Here is a 20149-nt window from a genome sequence, read left to right as displayed (position 1 = left end):
AAAAACAAAGCGAAAGAATGAAACTGAAAAACATTATCTACGGAATGATGTGTGTAGTCACACTCGGTTCCTGCTCAGATAAGATGGAATATCATGAGTACAATAACTATGATGAGGATTTTGTGAAGCTCAACTTCGGTAATGTGGGAGGGCTGATAACAAATATCTATTTGTCCATGGATGTGGACTTTGGAAACTATAGCGGGGCAATCCTTGGTTCTGCTACTGATGAGGCTGAATATGCTTATTCGGGAAATCAGATTGAAGATTTTTACAATGGTTCTTGGAGTCCGTCAAATGCTAAAAGTAGTATGTGGACGTCCTGTTATGAAGGGATAGCCAATTGTAATTTATATCTGGAGAAGTTTACCGGACTGACATTTCCCGAGTTGGCTTTGAACAGTGATTATGCACAACAAATGTTCCGTTATACCAATTACCAGTATGAGGTGCGTTTCCTTCGTGCATATTTCTACTTTAACTTGGTACGGCAATATGGAGATGTGCCGTTTAGCGACCATATATTAACAGCCGAAGAATCGAATACATTGTCGCGCAGACCGGCACAGGAGATTTTTGATTATATCATAGCCGAATGTGATGATATAAAGGATAAGATTATTGTCGATTACAGTAAACTGGGAGATATGGCATTGCCTAGTAGTCCGGCGGAAACAGGACGTGCCAACCGTAAAACGGTATTGGCCTTGAAAGCTCGTGCTGCGTTATATGCGGCAAGTCCTTTGTTTAACCCGACTGATAATAAAGATCTGTGGTATCGTGCAGCTAAAGCCAATAAGGAAATTTTAGATGACAGTAATGGATTTGCTGAAAAGGCAAAACTCTTAGTGGAGGATTATTCATCACTTTGGAGTAAGGATAATTACAATGACGCTACTAGTGAATTGATTTTTCTCCGTCGTGCCACTACTACCACTAATTCTTTTGAGGGATATAACTTCCCGGTAGGGTTGGAAAATTGTAAAGGTGGAAACTGTCCCACACAGACACTGGTGGATGCGTATGAGATGAAGGATACAGGGTTGCGCCCGGACGAGTTGGATAACTACGATCCTACTAATCCTTATTATACCAACCGCGACCCTCGTTTCTATCTGACTATTGCCAAAAATGGAGACGAAAAATGGCCTAACTGGAATACTGTTCCTCTGCAAACCTATCAGGGCGGATTAAATGCGGAACCTTTGAGTGGCGGAACTCCGACAGGTTATTATCTGAAGAAGTATTGTCAGACGGCAGTAGACTTGCGTGCCGGTACAGCTTCAAAGACCTATCATTCATGGATTACGTTCCGTTTTGGAGAGTTCTATTTGAATTATGCGGAAGCTGTATATAAGTATCTGGGTAGTCCGTATGCAACGGACAGTGAATTTACAACTTCGGCTGTAGATGCTATCAAAGTAGTTCGTACACGTGCCGGAATGCCCGGATTCCCTCAAGGGATGACCAATGATGCTTTCTGGAAGAAATATCAGAATGAACGTATGGTAGAATTGGCTTTTGAAGGACATCGTTTTTGGGATGTACGTCGTTGGAAGGAGGGGGACAAACATTTCAAGAACATTGTTGAAATGAAAATTACGAAAAATGGGGATGATACTTATACGTATGAGCGTAAGGTAAAAGAAAGAAGTTGGGATGATAAGATGTATTTCTTCCCGATTCCTCAGAGTGAAAAATCGAAAAATCCTAATTTGGAGCAGAATCCGGGTTGGTAACTTAACCGGAATACTGATGAATAGAAATAGGATATTCTTGCATAGAACGGATGTTTATAGAATAAAAAACGAAAGAAATGAAGATACATTATATAATATTGGGGCTGTTTTATTTGCTGGCTATAGTTGCTTGCTCAGATAATGACCCCGTCGTTGAAGTGAACAATGGCAATCAAACAGAAGAATTGCCTCCTCTGCCGACCGAAGTCATAACGGGTAGCCGCGCCATGTGGGTGAGTTATGATCCTATTTCGGCTTCTGATCCCAATAACGCATCAGGGATTGCATCCGCATTGATTAGCTGGAGATTATTGAAGACCGATCCGTCTAATGTTGCTTTTGATATTTATAAATCAGTAGACGGTGAGACGGAAGTGAAATTGAATGAAGAACCTATTTCAAATACGACTTCCTGGGTGGATGCAGATATTGATGTATCAAAAACGAATGTATATCGGGTTACTCTTGCTAATCAGGCTGAAACGCTTTGCGATTATACATTTACTTCTGAAATGGCAGAAAAGTTTTATCATGAAATTAGATTAAACATGAATGTACCCGATGCATCGATTACATATTCTCCTGATGATATTCAGCTAGGTGACTTGGACGGTGACGGTGAATTAGAGATTGTGGTGAAGAGAGAACCATACGACGGAGCGAATATGGGAGTTTGGTTTAATGGTACTACTCTGTTGGAAGCATATAAAATGGACGGGACTTTCTTGTGGAGGATTGATTTGGGAATTAACATCCGTTCCGGATCACATTATACTTCTTATATCTTGTATGATTTTGATGGTGACGGTTTGTGTGAAATTGCTTTCCGTACTTCCGAAGGTACAAAGTTTGCCGATGGCAAGATTATCACTGACGCAAATGGGAAAGTGAATGATTATCGTAATCGTCAAACAGATGGTAAAGGTTGGTACTCCGGAGCGGCTATTGCGAGAGATCAGAATGACCCGTCTACAGCTACTACTTGCGGTTTGATAATGGAGGGTCCCGAATATATCTCTATTTGCAGGGGATATGACGGACGTGAAATAACTCGTATAGATAATATTCCACGTGGAGGAGAAGGATCGAAAGTATCACGTGCCAAGTATTGGAGTGAATATTGGGGAGATGATTTTGGCAATCGTATGGATCGCTTCTTTATCGGTGTTGCTTATTTGGATGGTATTCCTGATGAAACAACCGGAGCGCGAGTGGCTAATCCTAGTTTGATAATCAGTAGAGGTATTTATAAGAATTGGCAGGTTTGGGCACTTGACTTAAAAGGTAATGAATTGGTTCCACGTTGGAAGTTTGATACAGCAGATCATTCGTCTAAATGGTTAGGGATGTGTTCACACTGTTTCCGTGTTGCTGATTTGGACGGTGATGGAAGGGATGAGATTTTGTATGGTTCGGCAGCTATTGACGATAATGGAAGCGAGTTATGGTGTAGTGGAAATGGGCATGGAGATATATTGCATGTCGGAAAATTCATAAAAGACCGTTCCGGATTGCAGATTGTTGCTTCTTTTGAAGAGTCAAAAGATTATGAAGGTCAGGGAAATGGATATGCCTGTCAGGTGATGAATGCAAGAGATGGTAGTATGATCACCGGTCATGGACGAAATTTACCGGCAGATGCAAGTGATGTTGGGCGTTGTATAGTAGCGGATGTTGATCCGGATAGTCCGGATTTTGAATATTGGTCTTCTACACAAGAAGGTATGTTTAGTTGTAATGGTACCGGATTGGTTTCTACTACATATCCTACTGGAATTGGTAGCGGAGTGATGTATAATGTGGCTATTTATTGGAGTGGTCAATCTACTAGGGAAATGTTAGACCGCGGTTGTATTGTGAGCTATAAAGCGAACCCTGATGTAAACAAGTCAAATAAGAATCGTCTGATATCTTTTGACCTTTATGGTAGTAATCAGGGAAATCATGCCTCAAAATATAATCCTTGTTATTATGGTGATTTTTTGGGTGATTACCGTGAAGAGGTTATTTTAGGCTCAAGTGATTATAAATCAATCTATATATTCTCAACGAATCATCCTACTACACACCGTCTGCCACACTTGATGACCGACCATAACTATGACATGTCTCAGGCTATGCAGAACATGGGATATAATCAGGGAACTAACCTGGGTTATTATGTAGGTGCCGAAACTTTGAAGTCATCCGAAACGGAAGAACCGAAAGAATAAGAAAAATCTTATTCTATTTAGTATAAGTTTATAAGGAAAGAACAATCCGGTTACAGTGTCGGGTTGTTCTTTTTTTCATAGTTGAACGAATCGCCATATATATGGATAATATTCTATTTCTTAATTGAACGGCTCTCCCTACCTTTGTAAGGTGAGATAGCAAATATACATATGAAAAAACTCTTTATCCTTTTGTTCCTCTTCATCACTTTGGGAACAAACGCACAAAACAATAAAGTTTCCTGCCTCAACGCCCGCCAGTTTCATAAATATTGGAAGGTAGAGTCGGAATCTCCGGATTATAAAGTGACATTTCAGGGTGATACCGCTGAAATACTGTCTCCTAAAGGCCTTACCTTATGGAGGAAAGAAAAGATGAGCGGACGGGTAACCATTGAATATGATGCGTGTGTAGTTGTAGAAAAAGAAGGAGACCGCTTGAGTGACCTGAATTGCTTTTGGATGGCTTCGGACCCCAAACATCCTGATAATATATGGAAACGTGAGAAGTGGCGTAGCGGAATCTTTCTGAATTGTTATTCTTTGCAACTCTATTACATGGGATATGGTGGAAACTATAACTCTACTACACGCTTCCGTCGTTATGACGGCAATGAAGTAGGAATCACAGATCCCAAGGTACGTCCTGCCATACTGAAAGAATATACAGATACCGAACATTTGCTAAAAGCGAATCACTGGTATCACATTAAGATAACAAATGAAAATAATAGGGTTAGTTATTACATAGACGGCAAGAGACTGGTGGACTTCCGCGATGCCGAACCTCTGACAGAAGGATGGTTCGGCTTTCGTACCACCTTATCCCGTACCCGTATTACAAACTTCCGCTACGAATGTTTGCCACCCCAAACGTCTACTGTTCCTTTACATTGGATCGGCAATACTCCTGAACAAGACAAAGCTGTAAGCTTCGGAGTTCCTTTTGATGAAGGCTACCTATTTCCTGAAACTTCATTGCGACTAAAAACAGATAGAAATCAAGAGATTCCGGTAGATACTTGGCCGTTGGCTTACTGGCCGGATGGTTCCGTGAAATGGAGCGGAGTTGCCGGAGTCATTCCTGCCGGAACAGAAAGACTGACATTAGAAAAAGCCCCCCGGAAAGCAAAAACTATCAATAAACAGCCTGATGCTTCTATTGCAATCACTGAAACGCCTGAAAATATTCAAATTGAAACAGGGGTAATTTCCGTATTTATTCCCCAACGCGGAGATTTCCTGATTGATAGTCTATTATATAAAGGAACTAAAGTAGGAGAGAAAGCGCGTCTGATTTGTAATACTCAAAGCGAGCCGATTCAAGAAAATACATCTCAAATATCTTTTACTCGTTACATAGGAGAAATAAAATCAGTAACCATAGAACGTCTGGGCTCTGTACGGGCACTTGTAAAGTTGGAAGGGATACATCGGAACAGGAATAAGGAGATTGATACGAATCACTCTGAAGAGGAAGGGAACTATGCGAATAACTCTGATATGAACAAATGGAATAACCGTGAGTGGCTTCCTTTTGTGGTACGTCTCTACTTTTATGGTTGCAGTGAACAGATCAAAATGGTACATAGTTTCGTCTATGACGGAGATCAGAAGAAAGATTTCATTCGTAGTTTAGGTATCCGTTTCGACGTTCCTATGCGTGAAGCTCTGTATAATCGTCATATTGCTTTCTCGTGTGCAGATGGAGGAGTGTGGAGCGAGCCGGTACAACCATTGGTAGGGCGTCGCATACTCACTTTAAATAAGACAGATAATAAGAAAAACAGTAATGAAAAGAAAGATGCACAACAGAAGTCAACAGATGAACCCTCCCTGCAACAACAGCAAATGGAAGGCAAACGTATTCCACCTTATGAATCTTTCGATGAAAAGAACCGCTCTCTGCTCGATAACTGGGCTTCATGGAATGATTACCGTCTGTCTCAACTCACTGCCGATGCTTTCTCCATTCGTAAACGTGCCAATAACGATAATCCCTGGATAGGAACCTTTTCCGGCACACGTAGCGATGGATATACTTTTGTTGGAGATATTACCGGAGGATTAGGACTTTGTATGCATGACTTTTGGCAGTCTTATCCCTCTTCTATTGAAATTTCAGACGCACGAACCCCGGTAGCTACCCTTACCGCCTGGTTGTGGAGCCCGGAGTCCGAACCTATGGATTTGCGGCATTATGATCGTATAGCTCATGACCTGAATGCCAGCTATGAAGATGTTCAGGAGGGCATGAATACGCCATACGGCATTGCCCGTACAACTACGTTTACACTGATCCCACAAAGTGGATATACCGGGAAAAAGGCTTTTGCTGATTATGCCAAACAATTTTCTAGCCCTAGTCTGTTACTGCCAACCCCGAATTATCTTCATGCCCGCCAAGCTTTCGGGATATGGAGTCTCCCTGACCGTACTACTCCATTCCGTACTCGTGTAGAAGACCGCTTGGATGCTTACATTGACTTCTATCAGAAAGCAATCGAACAAAACAAATGGTACGGTTTCTGGAATTATGGTGATGTGATGCACGCTTATGACCCCGTTCGTCATACCTGGCGTTACGATGTCGGAGGATTTGCCTGGGACAATACGGAACTGGCTTCTAATATGTGGCTATGGTATAATTTCCTGCGTACCGGGCGTATTGATATTTGGCGTATGGCAGAAGCTATGACGCGTCATACGGGTGAAGTGGATGTCTATCATATCGGTCCCAATGCCGGATTAGGCAGTCGGCATAATGTAAGTCATTGGGGATGCGGAGCAAAAGAAGCGCGAATCAGCCAGGCCGCCTGGAACCGTTTCTACTATTACCTTACTACGGACGAACGTTGCGGTGATTTAATGACTGAAGTGAAGGATGCCGACCACAAACTCTATGAACTGGACCCTATGCGCCTAGCCCAACCTCGCAGTGAATATCCTTGTACTGCTCCCGCCCGTTTGCGTATCGGCCCCGACTGGCTGGCTTATGCCGGTAATTGGATGACAGAATGGGAGCGCACAGGTAACACAACTTATCGTGATAAAATAATAGCAGGAATGAAAAGCATTGCCGCCCTGCCTAACCGCCTTTTTACCGGTCCCAAAGCTCTAGGATTTGATCCGTCAACAGGGATCATCACAACCGAATGTGACCCCAAACTGGAAACAACCAACCATTTAATGACGATCATGGGCGGATTTGAGATAGCCAATGAAATGATGCGTATGATTGATATACCCGAATGGAAAGACGCCTGGCTTGACCATGCTGCACGTTACAAGAAGAAAGCATGGGAGCTTAGCCATAGCCGTTTTCGTGTTTCCCGCCTGATGGCTTACGCAGCTTATCACTTGCGTAATACCCAAATGGCTGAAGAAGCCTGGAAAGATTTGTTTACCCGGTTGGAACATACACCTGCACCGCCTTTCCGCATCACCACCATACTTCCGCCGGAAGTACCGTCTCTATTAGATGAATGTACGAGCATCAGCACGAATGATGCTGCTCTTTGGAGTCTGGATGCTATTTATATGCAGGAAGTTATTCCAATAGATAACTGAACGAGTGTAAAGTAGCACTAGTTGCTTCCCAATCTATTAATAGCAAAGTTCTTCCGCATTAAGGGTAAACTTCCTTTCTTTTAATACCAAACTTACAATCAACTTATTATAAACTATAAACGCAAGTTCTGTTTTTATAAATGAAGCTTTTGATTATAAAAACAAAACTTGCATTTTTATAAACGGAACTTGCGTTTATAGATTAGTCTTAAGCAACTGATACTTTGGTACTAATCCAAAAGAAGTTTGCAAAGGGATAAGAGTAACTTTTCTATTAATAGATTACGGGATAGATAGCGTACTTTATCCCTTATGTTCTTACTTTAAGTAATTCTTTAACGGGCAATCGCTCTTTTTCAACCCTTCAACAATGCTTTTCGCATTCATGTGCGCTCCTTTCAAAGAAGAGTGTGTATGGTCATGATTATAGTAAGTTGCTGCTTTCTTCACACCTTTCTTTTCTAGTTTATCGGCACTAATCTTATTCAGATCGATAAAATAAGCTCCCGTAGCTTCCGCAGCTTCACGTGTCCACTTGCCAAAAGACTCGGTATTACGTTCTATTTTTCCATCTTTCCATTTGTTGCGTGGCGTATGACTAAGAACGATGGGAATGGCGCCTTTCTCCTGAACATCCATGATGAACTTCCGAAGATACCAGCCAAACGTATAAATTACCTGATACTTACCAGTCTTTTCCATTAGAAATACTTTGCTTTCATCACCGGAACCACGCAATTCGGCACGGGCTTTCCCTTTGTTTATATCTCCTGCATCATTATGTCCGAACTGAATCAGAACGAAGTCCCCCGGTTGCAAGGCATTGTATACCTTATCCCAACGACCTTCATCGAGGAAAGTACGTGCACTACGTCCTGCCATCGCACGATTTTCTACAGAAATTTTATTTAGATTGAACTCGTCAGCAATTACGCTTCCCCAACCCCACATACCGTTTTTGTCTTTATCTTCATTTCTGACCGTACTATCTCCGATAGTAAACAATACCGGACGTCCCTCTTTCCGACTGGAACCTGTCACTGTATCTTTCTCAACAGGTTTCAGATAATTGGCTAATTCCAGTCCTTCATACGCACGTATTCCGTCAGCAGCGGATTCTGCATTGACTTTAGCACCGAAAGCACTTGTATGTATACGGTCGATGTAGAACATATATTTCACCTTATTCTTGCCGAACTTCTCAAATTTGCGGGCACTGATATCATTCAAATCAATAAAAGGAACATGCTGTTCTTCTGCCACCTGCTTTGCCCACAATCCGAAAGTTTTGTTGACACGTGTGATGATGGTGCTGTCTTTGTCTTCCCAAGCATTGCGGGGAGTAAGCGAAAATAGGATAGGATGAGCACCTTTGGCTTTTACATCCTGAATGAAACGACGCATATATTCCCCGTAGGTATATACGGTTTCTTTCACTCCGGTTTCTTTAATCGTTACGTTCAGTGTATCTTTGCCAATTCCGGGAATGGAAGCACGGGCACGTCCGCTGTCGTATGGGCCGTTGTCATTGTGCCCCAGTTCGATGATAACCCAGTCTCCCTGGCGTACTCCTTTGATTACATCCGGCCATAAACGGTTATAGAAAGTACGGCTACTGGTTCCACCCAGTGCATGATTCTCTACAGTAATCCGGTTAGAGTCGAAATAATCGCCTGCATAATAGCCCCATCCCCATTGTCCGTTGTTGCCGTTTCCTAAAGTTCCGGTACGCATGGTAGAGTTACCTACCAGGAACAGAACAGGGTTGTCACCTTTCCGGCTCGAACCGGCTTCCGGTCGCGAGGTACGTGCTTTATTCAGGCTGTCCAGCGTGTTGTCAATTACCTGATTGACATCTGCCATGGGAGCGGAAACTTTATTTTGTGCTTGCAGTTGCAAACTAAATGTAATGGCCATCAGCCAACATATATACGGGAATAATTTGTTTTTCATGAATCTGTTCTCTTTGAAATCCCTCACTGACCGGTGTCTAAACAGTCAGTGAGGGAACTAGCTACTAACTAACCTCTAACTAAACCTAATGAAAAAACTGTGTATGTTATTTTAATTTATAAACTTCTGTTCCGGCAAGCAGGAAACAACCGACTCCGTAGTCTTCAAAGTCGGGCACACTCTTATAAGTAACCGGCTGTCCGTCTTTAGGCTCTTTGCCTGTTCCCTGCACATATCCCAGGAATCCGTTCGGATGTACGGCATCTTTCACCATAGCGTTCCATGCTTTTAAAAGGACGGGAAGATATTCTTTGCGGTCGAGCAGTCCGTTGCGCACTCCCCAAGCCATGCCGTATACAAACAGTGCTGTTCCGGAAGTCTCTTTACCTCCGAAGTTCGTCGGATCATGAAGACTCACATTCCAGAAACCATCTTCACGCTGACATTTTTTAAGTGCCTTGCTCATAGCGAGAAAATCATTTATATAGTCCTGGCGATGTGTTTCATTGGCAGGGATTTCATCCAATACCCGTACAAGAGCTGCATATACCCAGCCATTTCCACGACTCCAGTAGCAATCTTCTCCATTCGGTTCTTTGTAAGGAGGATCAAAGTCCTGATCGCGCCACCATAAGCAATCTTTAGGATTATACATTCCGGCTTCTCCGTGCACGTTACGAGTGTAAGAATACATATCCCACATCTTATCGTAGTATTTCTGTTCACCGGTCATTTTTCCAAACTTTGCGTAGATTGGCATTGCCATTTGGATAGCGTCAATCCACCACCAATCGTTCACCTGCGGAGTGTTGACTACCATATCGATACTTGCTTTTATATTCCGGATCATATTCGGATCGGACGGACACATATTATAAAGGTCGATATACGTTTGTCCGCAGCAATGGTCGTCTGCGTTACGGGTCGTATTGCCGTTTCTCATTCCCCATTTGTGGAAATCAGCCCAATCGTAGGCATACTTATAATAATCCTCACGCGGGTAAATGCCATACAGAGCCATTAATCCTTCATAATATACGCCTCTCGTCCATATATTGCTTGGACGGACTCTGCCATAGAAAGAAGGCAATGTGTAATCGGCATACTTTTTCATAAAGTAGTCGTTTACTTTTACGATGGTCTCTAAAGTCTCTTTTTGTGCAGGTAACTCTTGTGCCATGACCGGCTTTCCTGTCATAAGACAAAGAAGGGTTACTGTAAAGAATGAGAGTAGTGATTTCTTCATGGTGAAATAATTCTGTTTTATTAATTGGGTGTTCATTCTAATTTTCATTGGCAAAGATAAGGGACGCACTTTTCTTTTTCAATGGATTTCCGTTCAGATATATTCATTTTTGTTCACCAGGTAGTTATAATGCGGTTTAAAAGTGGGCTATATGATGATTTCTACATAGATCTGTACAATATTCTATTTTATAAGTAGGCTGTACCGTTTACTTTTGTGTTGTAAATTGATTAACGATAAAACTATGAAATGCATAAGTGCTTTTTTAAGTCTGTGTCTGATAGCTGCTTTTGTAGTGGCGCAGCCGAACTATGACTTTTCGAAACTGAAACGCGAACATTTGGGACGCGGTGTAATTGCCATCAGAGAGAATCCATCTACTGTTGCCGTGTCTTGGCGTTATCTGTCCTCCGACCCGATGGACGAATCTTTTGATATTTATAGAAACGGTGAAAAGGTAAACAAATATCCGATAAGAAATGCGACTTTCTTTCAGGATATATATAAAGGTACGGAATCCGTACTTTATACCGTCAAAGCTATCCAATCAAAAACGGAAAGCAATTATCAATTGCCGTCCGATGCTCCGGCTGGTTATCTGAACATCCCGCTGAATCGTCCTGAAAACGGTACGACTCCGGCAGGACAAAGTTATTTCTATGCTCCTAATGATGCCAGTATCGGCGATGTGGACGGTGACGGGGAATATGAGATTATCTTGAAATGGGATCCGTCGAACGCACACGATAATTCGCATGACGGTTACACCGGAGAGGTATATTTCGATTGTTATAAATTAAACGGGCAACATTTATGGCGCATTAATCTGGGACGTAATATACGTGCCGGTGCACACTACACCCAGTTTATGGTGTTTGACCTCGATGGCGACGGTAAAGCGGAAGTAGTAATGAAAACCGCCGACGGAACAGTGGACGGAAAAGGAAAAGTGATTGGAGATGCGCAAGCTGACTATCGGAATGAACAGGGACGTATTTTGACCGGACCGGAATATCTGACTGTCTTCAACGGACTGACAGGAGAAGCGATGCAAACAATTGATTACGTACCAGAAAGAGGAAACCTGATGGATTGGGGAGACAATCGTGGTAATCGTAGTGACCGCTTTTTGGCTTGCGTTGCCTATCTCGACGGTATCCATCCTAGTGTTGTGATGTGTCGTGGATATTATACCCGTACAGTATTGGCAGCATACGACTGGAATGGAAAGGAACTGAAAGAACGCTGGATTTTCGACAGTAACCATCCTGGTTGTGAAGACTATGCCGGACAAGGTAATCATAACCTTCGGGTAGGTGACGTAGATGGTGACGGATGCGATGAGATTATCTACGGCTCGTGTGCCATCGACCATAACGGCAAAGGATTGTACACAACGAAGATGGGACATGGAGACGCGATTCATCTGACTCATTTCGATCCTTCCCGCAAAGGGTTGCAAGTATGGGACTGTCACGAAAACAAGCGTGACGGAAGTACGTACAGAGATGCGGCAACCGGAGAAATTCTTTTCCAGATAAAAGATAGTACAGATGTCGGGCGTTGTATGGCGGCTGATATTGACCCGACCCAACCGGGCGTTGAAATGTGGTCTCTTGCTTCCGGAGGAATAAGAAATATAAAAGGAGAAGTGGTGAAAGCCCGTGTCAGAGGATTGTCATGTAATATGGCTGTCTGGTGGGACGGTGATTTACTGCGCGAACTATTGGATAGAAATATAGTCAGCAAATATAATTGGAAGAAAGGAGTCTGTGAGCGTATAGCCATTTTCGAAGGAGCTCTTTCCAACAACGGAACGAAGGCAACACCTTGCCTGCAAGGGGATATTGTAGGCGACTGGCGGGAAGAAGTACTGTTGCGCACAGCCGATAATACCGCTTTGCGGCTTTATGTCTCTACCATTCCCACTGATTACCGCTTCCACACCTTTTTGGAGGATCCTGTTTATCGCATCAGTATCGCTACCCAGAACGTAGCTTACAACCAGCCGACACAACCGGGATTCTACTTTGGACCGGATTTGCAGGGAACCCTATTCAGAGGATGTAAAATACCTAAAAAATAAAATATGAATATTCGTATCATAGCCATTGCTTTGTTGCTGATAGCTTTGCCTGTCAGCGCACAGAAAAAGAAAACTGTAGTGAATGACTCAAACACCCCTTTGCATTTATTGCAACCTGCTTATCAGGGCACGTATGGTGATTTGGCACCGGAACAGGTAAAGAAAGAGGTAGACCGTGTATTTGCTTATATAGATAAGGAGACTCCCGCCCGTGTGGTAGACAAGAATACGGGTAAAGTGATTACCGACTATACAACGATGGGAGAGGAGGCACAACTGGAGCGTGGAGCTTTCCGTTTGGCAAGTTATGAATGGGGAGTGACCTACTCTGCCTTGATAGCGGCATCCGAAGCTACGGGCGACATACGCTATATGGATTATGTACAGAATCGTTTCCGGTTTCTGGCCGAAGTAGCACCGCATTTCAAGCGTGTTTATAAAGAAAAGGGCACAACGGACCCGCAGTTGCTTCAAATCCTCACTCCGCACGCACTGGATGACGCAGGAGCTGTATGCGCGGCGATGGTGAAAGTCCGTTTGAAAGATCCCTCGCTTCCTGTGGATGAACTGATACGTAATTATTTTGATTTCATCATTAATAAAGAGTATCGTCTGGCAGATGGAACTTTTGCACGCAACCGTCCGCAGCATAACACTCTTTGGCTGGATGATATGTTTATGGGTATTCCGGCAGTAGCACAAATGAGTTATTATGACAAGGGGCAAAAAGATAAATATCTGGCAGAAGCGGTGAGACAATTCCTGCAATTTGCCGACCGCATGTTTATCCCCGAAAAAGGACTGTATCGTCACGGATGGGTGGAAAGCAGTAGCGATCATCCTGCTTTTTGTTGGGCGCGCGCCAACGGTTGGGCTATGTTGACGGCTTGCGAACTGCTCGACGTTCTACCGGAAGACTATCCTCAACGTGCGAAAGTGATGGATTATTTCCGGGCTCATGTACGTGGAGTGACAGCCTTACAAAGCGGAGAGGGACTATGGCACCAACTGCTCGACCGGAATGATTCTTACCTGGAAACTTCCGCTACTGCAATATATGTATACTGTCTGGCACACGCCATCAATAAAGGATGGATTGACGCCATTGCTTACGGACCGGTTGCCCATCTGGGATGGCATGCCGTAGCCGGCAAGATAAATGCGGAGGGGCAAGTGGAAGGCACCTGTGTCGGTACGGGAATGGCTTTCGACCCCGCTTTTTACTATTACCGTCCGGTCAATGTATATGCGGCTCATGGTTACGGACCGGTTCTTTGGGCAGGTGCGGAAATGATTCGCCTGTTGAAAAATCAATATCCGCAGATGAATGACAGTGCCGTTCAATACTACCAGGTGAAACAAAAGACGACAGCACCTATTTTTGCTGTCGACACGGAAGAAAAGAAAGATTAACTTTAATAGATTGAAACTATGAAACGAGAAGCATTTAAAATGTATTTGAAACCCGGATTTGAAGCCGAATATGAAAAAAGACATGCTGCCATCTGGCCCGAATTGAAAGCGCTGCTTTCACAGAATGGAGTGTCGGACTATTCGATTTATTGGGATAAAGAAACAAATATCCTGTTTGCTTTCCAAAAAACGGAAGGGGGAGCAGGTTCGCAGGATTTAGGCAATATGGAAATCGTACAGAAATGGTGGGACTATATGGCGGATATCATGGAAGTGAATCCGGATAACTCACCGGTATCCATTCCTTTGCCGGAAGTATTCCACATGGATTGAGTTTTCAGTAATTCTATCAGTCTGTAATTTTTTAGACGCGGATTACACGGATGACACAGATTTAAGAATAAAAAAACCGCGTCATCCGTGTAATCCGCGTCTAAAAAATGGTAATAATTGTCCTTTAGCATATTCACTTCCTACTATTTAATGGAGTGTTTCTTTTATTATCTCAACTATCTTGATTATTTTTGTCCAACATTTATTATTAATCTTGGAATCTTTATGACGCAAAGACACCTTTTAGTCTTCACTTTCCTTGTTAGCTTTGTACTGAATGCCTATAGTGCAATAGAGCTTCGTTCTACACAAATGAGAACTAGTGACGGTCTTCCCAACAACTCTATCCGATACATCTATCAGGATAGCAAAGGCTTTTTGTGGCTGGCTACCTTGAACGGATTAAGTCGTTATGATGGCAACTCTTTCCTGACCTTTCGTCCGGAAGCCGGAGATAAAGTGTCTTTGGCCGACAACCGGATTTACGATCTCACAGAAGATAAAGATGGCTTTTTATGGATTTCCACTACACCTGAACTATATAGCTGCTATGATTTGCAACGTGCCCGTTTTGTTGATTACACGGGTTGCGGCGAGTTAAGGCAGAATTACTCTACTGTATTTGTTACAGCCAACGGAGACGTATGGTTATCACATCAAGGCAATGGTTGCCGACGTATGGTGCATCAGAAAAACGGTGAAATGACATCCACCGTATTCAGGACAGAACGTGGAAACCTGCCGGACAACCGGGTGAAATTCGTGAATGAAGATGCCAGTGGACGTATCTGGATCGGCACTCAATGCGGATTAGTTTCTGTCTCCAATGGACAATATCGGATAGAAGACCGGTTGATTCATTTCACTTCTTCTCTGGCTTATAAGGATGACATGTATTTCCTTACGGCAGATGGAGATATTTATTATTACCATTCGGCTACGCAGAAGATGCAGAAGCTGGCTGCCCTTTCAACCGTTGCAGGGCAGACGTCGCCTACCGGAAATTTCTTGTTGAAAGATAAATGGATGATTCTGACTACGACCGGAGTATATACTTATGATTTTACGACCGGAGAAGTAGCCGCTGACCCCCGTCTGAATATTAAAAAGGGCGAACTGATTCGCGACAACCACGGAGACTATTGGATATATAATCATACAGGACACCTCACCTATGTGGTTGCCGCAACCGGTGAAAGTAAAGATTTCCAGTTGATCCCTCAAGATAAGATCAGTTACATCGACTTCGAACGTTATCATATCGTACATGATTCCCGCGGAATCATCTGGATTTCTACCTATGGGAATGGGCTTTTTGCTTATAACACAGCCGAAGATAAACTGGAACATTTCGTTGCCAACATCAACGATCAAAGTCATATCAGTTCGGATTTCCTGCAATATGTCATGGAAGATCGTGCCGGTGGCATCTGGGTAGCTTCGGAATATTCGGGTTTATCCCGCATTTCAGTGTTGAATGAAGGAACTTCCCGCATCTATCCCGAGTCCCGTGAACTGTTCGACCGTTCGAATACCATCCGTATGTTGACCAAGATGTCTAATGGCGATATTTGGGTAGGTACGCGTAAAGGCGGACTTTATACCTTTGACGCAAATCTTCAGTCGAAAATGACGAATCAATATTTTCATTCCAATATTTATGCGATCGCTGAAGATCGCCAGGGACGGATGTGGACTGGAACCCGTGGTAATGGATTGAAGGTGGGAGATACCTGGTATTATAATACCCCGTCCGACCCGACTTCATTGTCGGATAATAACGTTTTTGCTATTTATCGCGATCGCAAAGACCGTATGTGGGTGGGTACATTCGGTGGAGGGCTCGAATTGGCTGAACCTACTTCTGACGGGAAATATAAATTCCGGCATTTCTTCCAGAAAACGTTCGGAATGAGGATGGTGCGTGTGATAGAAGAAGATGAAAACGGAATGGTCTGGGTAGGAACCAGTGAGGGGATTTGTATCTTTCATCCGGACTCACTGATTGCGGATGGTGATAATTATCATCTCTTCAGTTATACAAACGGAAAATTCTGCAGTAATGAAATCAAATGTATCTATCGTGATACGAAGGGACGTATGTGGATTGGTACTTCCGGTTCGGGACTGAACCTTTGTACGCCGCAGGACGACTATCATTCATTGAAATATGAGCATTACGGAACTTCCGAAGGGTTGGTCAACGATGTGATCCAGTCTGTTTTGGGAGATAGAAAAGGAAACCTTTGGGTAGCAACTGAATATGGAATTTCCAAGTTCACCCCGTCCACCCGTTCTTTTGAAAACTATTTCTTTTCTTCCTATACTTTAGGTAATGTGTATAGTGAGAATAGTGCCTGTATGCGTGAAGACGGGAAATTACTTTTTGGTACAAACTATGGATTAATTGTGATCGACCCTGAAAAGATACAAGATAGTGAAACGTTTTCTCCGGTTGTTTTCACTGATTTGTACGTCAATGGGACCCAGATGAATCCGCAGATGGAGGATTCTCCTTTAAAACAGTCTCTTGCTTATTCGGATGAAATTACGCTGAAATATTTTCAAAACTCATTCCTGATAGATTTCTCCACTTTCGACTATTCGGATAGCGGACATACGAAATATATGTATTGGTTGGAAAACTACGACCAGGGATGGAGTGCTCCTTCTCCACTGAATTTCGCCTCCTTTAAGTACCTGAATCCGGGAACCTACATACTTCATGTCAAGTCCAGCAATGGATCGGGTATATGGAACGACAGTGAAACTACACTGAAGATTGTAATCGTCCCACCGTTTTGGAAGACTACCTGGGCAATGTTGTGCTATGTTCTGTTATTGATGGTAGCCTTGTATTTTGCCTTCCGCATCGTCCGGAACTTTAATGGTTTGCGTAACCGTATTAACGTAGAGAAGCAACTGACTGAATATAAGCTGGTCTTCTTCACCAATATTTCTCATGAATTCCGTACGCCGCTTACCTTAATCCAGGGAGCTTTGGAGAAAATCCAGCGTGTCACGGATATTCCGCGCGAATTGATATATCCTCTGAAAACAATGGATAAGAGCACGCAGCGTATGTTGAGGCTCATCAACCAGTTATTGGAATTTAGAAAGATGCAGAATAATAAACTGGCACTTTCTTTAGAGGAAACGGATGTCATCGCTTTCCTTTATGAAATATTCTTGAGCTTCGGCGACGTGGCGGAACAGAAGAATATGAACTTCCGTTTCTTGCCTTCAGTGCCATCTTATAAGATGTTTATTGATAAAGGTAATTTGGATAAGGTGACTTATAACCTGCTTTCAAATGCATTTAAATATACTCCTTCCAACGGAACGATTATTCTTTCGGTGAATGTGGACGAAGGGAAACAAACATTGCAGATTCAGGTTTCGGATACGGGAGTAGGGATTCCTAAAGAGAAACAGAATGAATTGTTCAAGCGGTTTATGCAGAGTAATTTCTCCGGTGACAGTATTGGGGTCGGTCTGCATTTGAGCCACGAACTGGTGCAGGTGCATAAAGGTACGATTGAGTATAAAGACAATGAAGGTGGCGGTTCTGTATTTACCGTATGTATTCCGACAGATAAGACGGTGTATTCGGAGAAAGACTTCCTTGTTCCGGGCAACGTATTGCTGAAAGAGGCGGACGGTCATGCACATCATTTGTTACAGCTTTCGGAAGAGCTTCCTGACCCGGAAAAGATGGCTGCTCCTTTGAATAAACGGAAAGTGCTGATTATTGAAGATGATAATGATATCCGTGAGTTTCTACGGGAAGAAATCGGCGCATACTTTGAAGTGGAAGTGGCTGCCGACGGCACGTCCGGATTTGAAAAGGCCCGTACGTATGATGCCGACCTGATTATCTGTGATGTTCTGATGCCGGGTATGACCGGATTTGAAGTAACCAAGAAACTAAAAACAGATTTTGATACGAGTCATATTCCCATTATCCTTCTGACTGCGTTGAACTCACCGGAAAAGCATCTGGAAGGAATTGAGGCAGGTGCGGATGCATACATCGCCAAACCATTCAGCGTTAAACTGCTGTTGGCACGTGTATTCCGTTTGATCGAGCAGCGTGATAAATTGCGTGAGAAGTTCTCCAGCGAACCGGGTATTGTGCGACCGGCTATGTGTACTACCGAACGGGATAAAGAATTTGCAGACCGCTTGGCTGCCATTCTCGAACAGAATCTTGCCCGCCCGGAATTTTCTATTGATGAGTTTGCGCAGCTTATGAAGTTGGGACGAACCGTTTTTTATCGGAAATTACGCGGCGTAACAGGATATTCGCCTAATGAATATTTGCGTGTGGTGCGAATGAAGAAAGCGGCGGAGTTGTTGCTGTCAGAAGATAATCTAACGGTTGCGGAAGTCTCTTACAAGGTAGGCATCAGTGATCCTTTTTATTTCAGCAAATGCTTTAAAGCACAGTTTGGGGTGGCACCATCGGTTTATCAGCGTGGTGTGAATAATGAAGGAATAAATGAAAAAAATGAGTGATAAGGATTCAAAAAGGAACGGTATGAAAAGAAGAGATTTTGTTTGCTTGGTATCATAATATATTCTAAAATTACTGCTTGTCTTGTAATTCACGCAATACATCATTTATAATATAAGTATCACTCATTAGATGCAGTCCGTAACGGGAGTCATGTAACATGGCACATACATTCGTTTCATAAAACAGATTTAATGCTCTTTCCGGGCTTATCTCCAATCGGGCTGATAATAATAGGACGATGCGACTGATTTTTCTCCAAAGTACTTGTTCTCTCATTTGTTACCTCCTTTTCTGTCCATAGTATCCAGTGGAAAACTATTATCAAAATGTAGATATGTATCAATGAGTTGCTGATTGAGCAAACATATCTGATGATTAGGTTGTGCATATACCAATTGCCCGAGGGCTTGCTCTATGGTGATAATGTCGTTAAGGTAATCTTCTATGGTGTCAATAACCCGATCGTTTGCTACGCCTCCTTCTATAATATCATAATCTTTCCAAGGCTGTTTTCCATTCCTACTAGCGACAATAAAATTCAACCAATGCTGATCGTAAGCATCAAAACGAAGTAGCTTGAATCCAGCTTTTATAGCTGCATCCATATCAAATTCGTATACATTAATCCATGCAGTAGTACTTGCCCGTAATAGTTGTACGCGGGCAGCCCACTGTTCTGCTTGTGAGCGTAGTGAGGTTAGATAAAAACCTCTACCGAAATCTAAATCGGCACGTCCCACTTTGGCTAAGGGATGCTCTATAGAAAGGGTGGAGCCATGATAAAGTGTTATTTTCATCCCTTCTCGCCCTCCTGTGCCTCCCAGTTCTTCAAAGCCTCGACCACATCCTCGCCTACATGTTTTAGACTTTGTGTGTGCATCACTTCGTAATTGTCCAGTAGAAGACGTTTGATTAGATTCATTTTCTCTAAACGTCGGCGCATTTCCATAGGAGAAATTCCCATTTCGCGTGCTCCAGCTTCTATTGCCATGACTGCAAAGTGAATCTTTTCACTTTCTAGGATATCCGGTTGTTTACACATAAGCGTTAAAATTCAGTTTATGAACAAAGATACTT

Annotated in this window: 12 protein-coding genes; 7 read left to right on the top strand and 5 right to left on the bottom strand. The window is 43.0% G+C overall.

Going from position 1 to position 20149, the window contains the following annotated elements; translation table 11 throughout:
* Positions 1-17 precede the first annotated feature (17 nt).
* From DW173_RS03695 to DW173_RS03685, 3 genes are all read left to right on the top strand, one after another.
* A complete protein-coding gene (locus tag DW173_RS03695) occupies positions 18-1739 on the top strand; it encodes a RagB/SusD family nutrient uptake outer membrane protein (RefSeq protein WP_004312577.1) in 1722 nt (573 codons plus the stop codon).
* A 77-nt stretch (positions 1740-1816) separates the two neighbouring features.
* Positions 1817-3952: a hypothetical protein gene (locus DW173_RS03690; protein ID WP_015532405.1), complete on the top strand. Its 2136-nt coding sequence runs from the start codon at positions 1817-1819 to the stop codon at positions 3950-3952.
* Positions 3953-4123: 171 nt separating this feature from the next.
* Complete coding sequence (locus tag DW173_RS03685) at positions 4124-7522, top strand: DUF6250 domain-containing protein (protein WP_120143749.1); 3399 nt, start codon at positions 4124-4126, stop codon at positions 7520-7522.
* A 318-nt stretch (positions 7523-7840) separates the two neighbouring features.
* Here DW173_RS03685 and DW173_RS03680 read toward each other — a convergent pair whose 3' ends face one another.
* Positions 7841-9475 carry a rhamnogalacturonan acetylesterase gene (locus tag DW173_RS03680; RefSeq protein ID WP_009040095.1) on the bottom strand — a complete coding sequence of 545 codons (1635 nt, stop codon included), beginning with the start codon at positions 9473-9475 and terminating at the stop codon, positions 7841-7843.
* 106 nt (positions 9476-9581) lie between these two features.
* Positions 9582-10721 carry a glycoside hydrolase family 88 protein gene (locus DW173_RS03675; RefSeq protein ID WP_009040096.1) on the bottom strand — a complete coding sequence of 380 codons (1140 nt, stop codon included), beginning with the start codon at positions 10719-10721 and terminating at the stop codon, positions 9582-9584.
* Positions 10722-10965: 244 nt separating this feature from the next.
* Between DW173_RS03675 and DW173_RS03670 the strand changes: the two genes are divergently transcribed.
* The 4 genes from DW173_RS03670 to DW173_RS03650 all read left to right on the top strand — a co-directional run bounded on the left by DW173_RS03670 (position 10966) and on the right by DW173_RS03650 (position 19071).
* Entirely contained in the window at positions 10966-12807 is a 1842-nt protein-coding gene (locus DW173_RS03670; protein ID WP_022199518.1) for a rhamnogalacturonan lyase, read from the top strand.
* Positions 12808-12810: 3 nt separating this feature from the next.
* A complete protein-coding gene (locus DW173_RS03665) occupies positions 12811-14220 on the top strand; it encodes a glycoside hydrolase family 105 protein (RefSeq protein WP_117810866.1) in 1410 nt (469 codons plus the stop codon).
* A gap of 18 nt (positions 14221-14238) precedes the next feature.
* Complete coding sequence (gene rhaM / locus DW173_RS03660; protein ID WP_117810863.1) at positions 14239-14553, top strand: L-rhamnose mutarotase; 315 nt, start codon at positions 14239-14241, stop codon at positions 14551-14553.
* Positions 14554-14778: 225 nt separating this feature from the next.
* Entirely contained in the window at positions 14779-19071 is a 4293-nt protein-coding gene (locus DW173_RS03650) for a two-component regulator propeller domain-containing protein (protein WP_120143777.1), read from the top strand.
* Between the two features lie 70 nt (positions 19072-19141).
* Here DW173_RS03650 and DW173_RS03645 read toward each other — a convergent pair whose 3' ends face one another.
* From DW173_RS03645 to DW173_RS03635, 3 genes are read right to left on the bottom strand one after another with little or no spacing between them, the layout of a single operon-like run.
* Complete coding sequence (locus DW173_RS03645; RefSeq protein ID WP_004308500.1) at positions 19142-19348, bottom strand: DUF3791 domain-containing protein; 207 nt, start codon at positions 19346-19348, stop codon at positions 19142-19144.
* On the bottom strand, positions 19345-19869 hold the full coding sequence (locus DW173_RS03640; protein ID WP_004308501.1) for a DUF3990 domain-containing protein: 525 nt from the start codon (positions 19867-19869) through the stop codon (positions 19345-19347). The genes DW173_RS03645 and DW173_RS03640 overlap by 4 nt, the downstream gene beginning before the upstream one ends.
* Positions 19866-20114, bottom strand: coding sequence for a DUF3791 domain-containing protein (locus tag DW173_RS03635; protein ID WP_004308502.1), 249 nt, complete (start codon positions 20112-20114; stop codon positions 19866-19868). Before DW173_RS03635 ends, DW173_RS03640 begins: the two co-directional genes overlap by 4 nt.
* Between the last annotated feature and the right edge of the window lie 35 nt (positions 20115-20149).

Source organism: Bacteroides sp. AM16-13, assembly GCF_003602705.1.
In the GTDB taxonomy this organism is placed as follows: domain Bacteria; phylum Bacteroidota; class Bacteroidia; order Bacteroidales; family Bacteroidaceae; genus Bacteroides; species Bacteroides xylanisolvens.
This window is presented reverse-complemented; position numbering and strand designations above follow the sequence as displayed.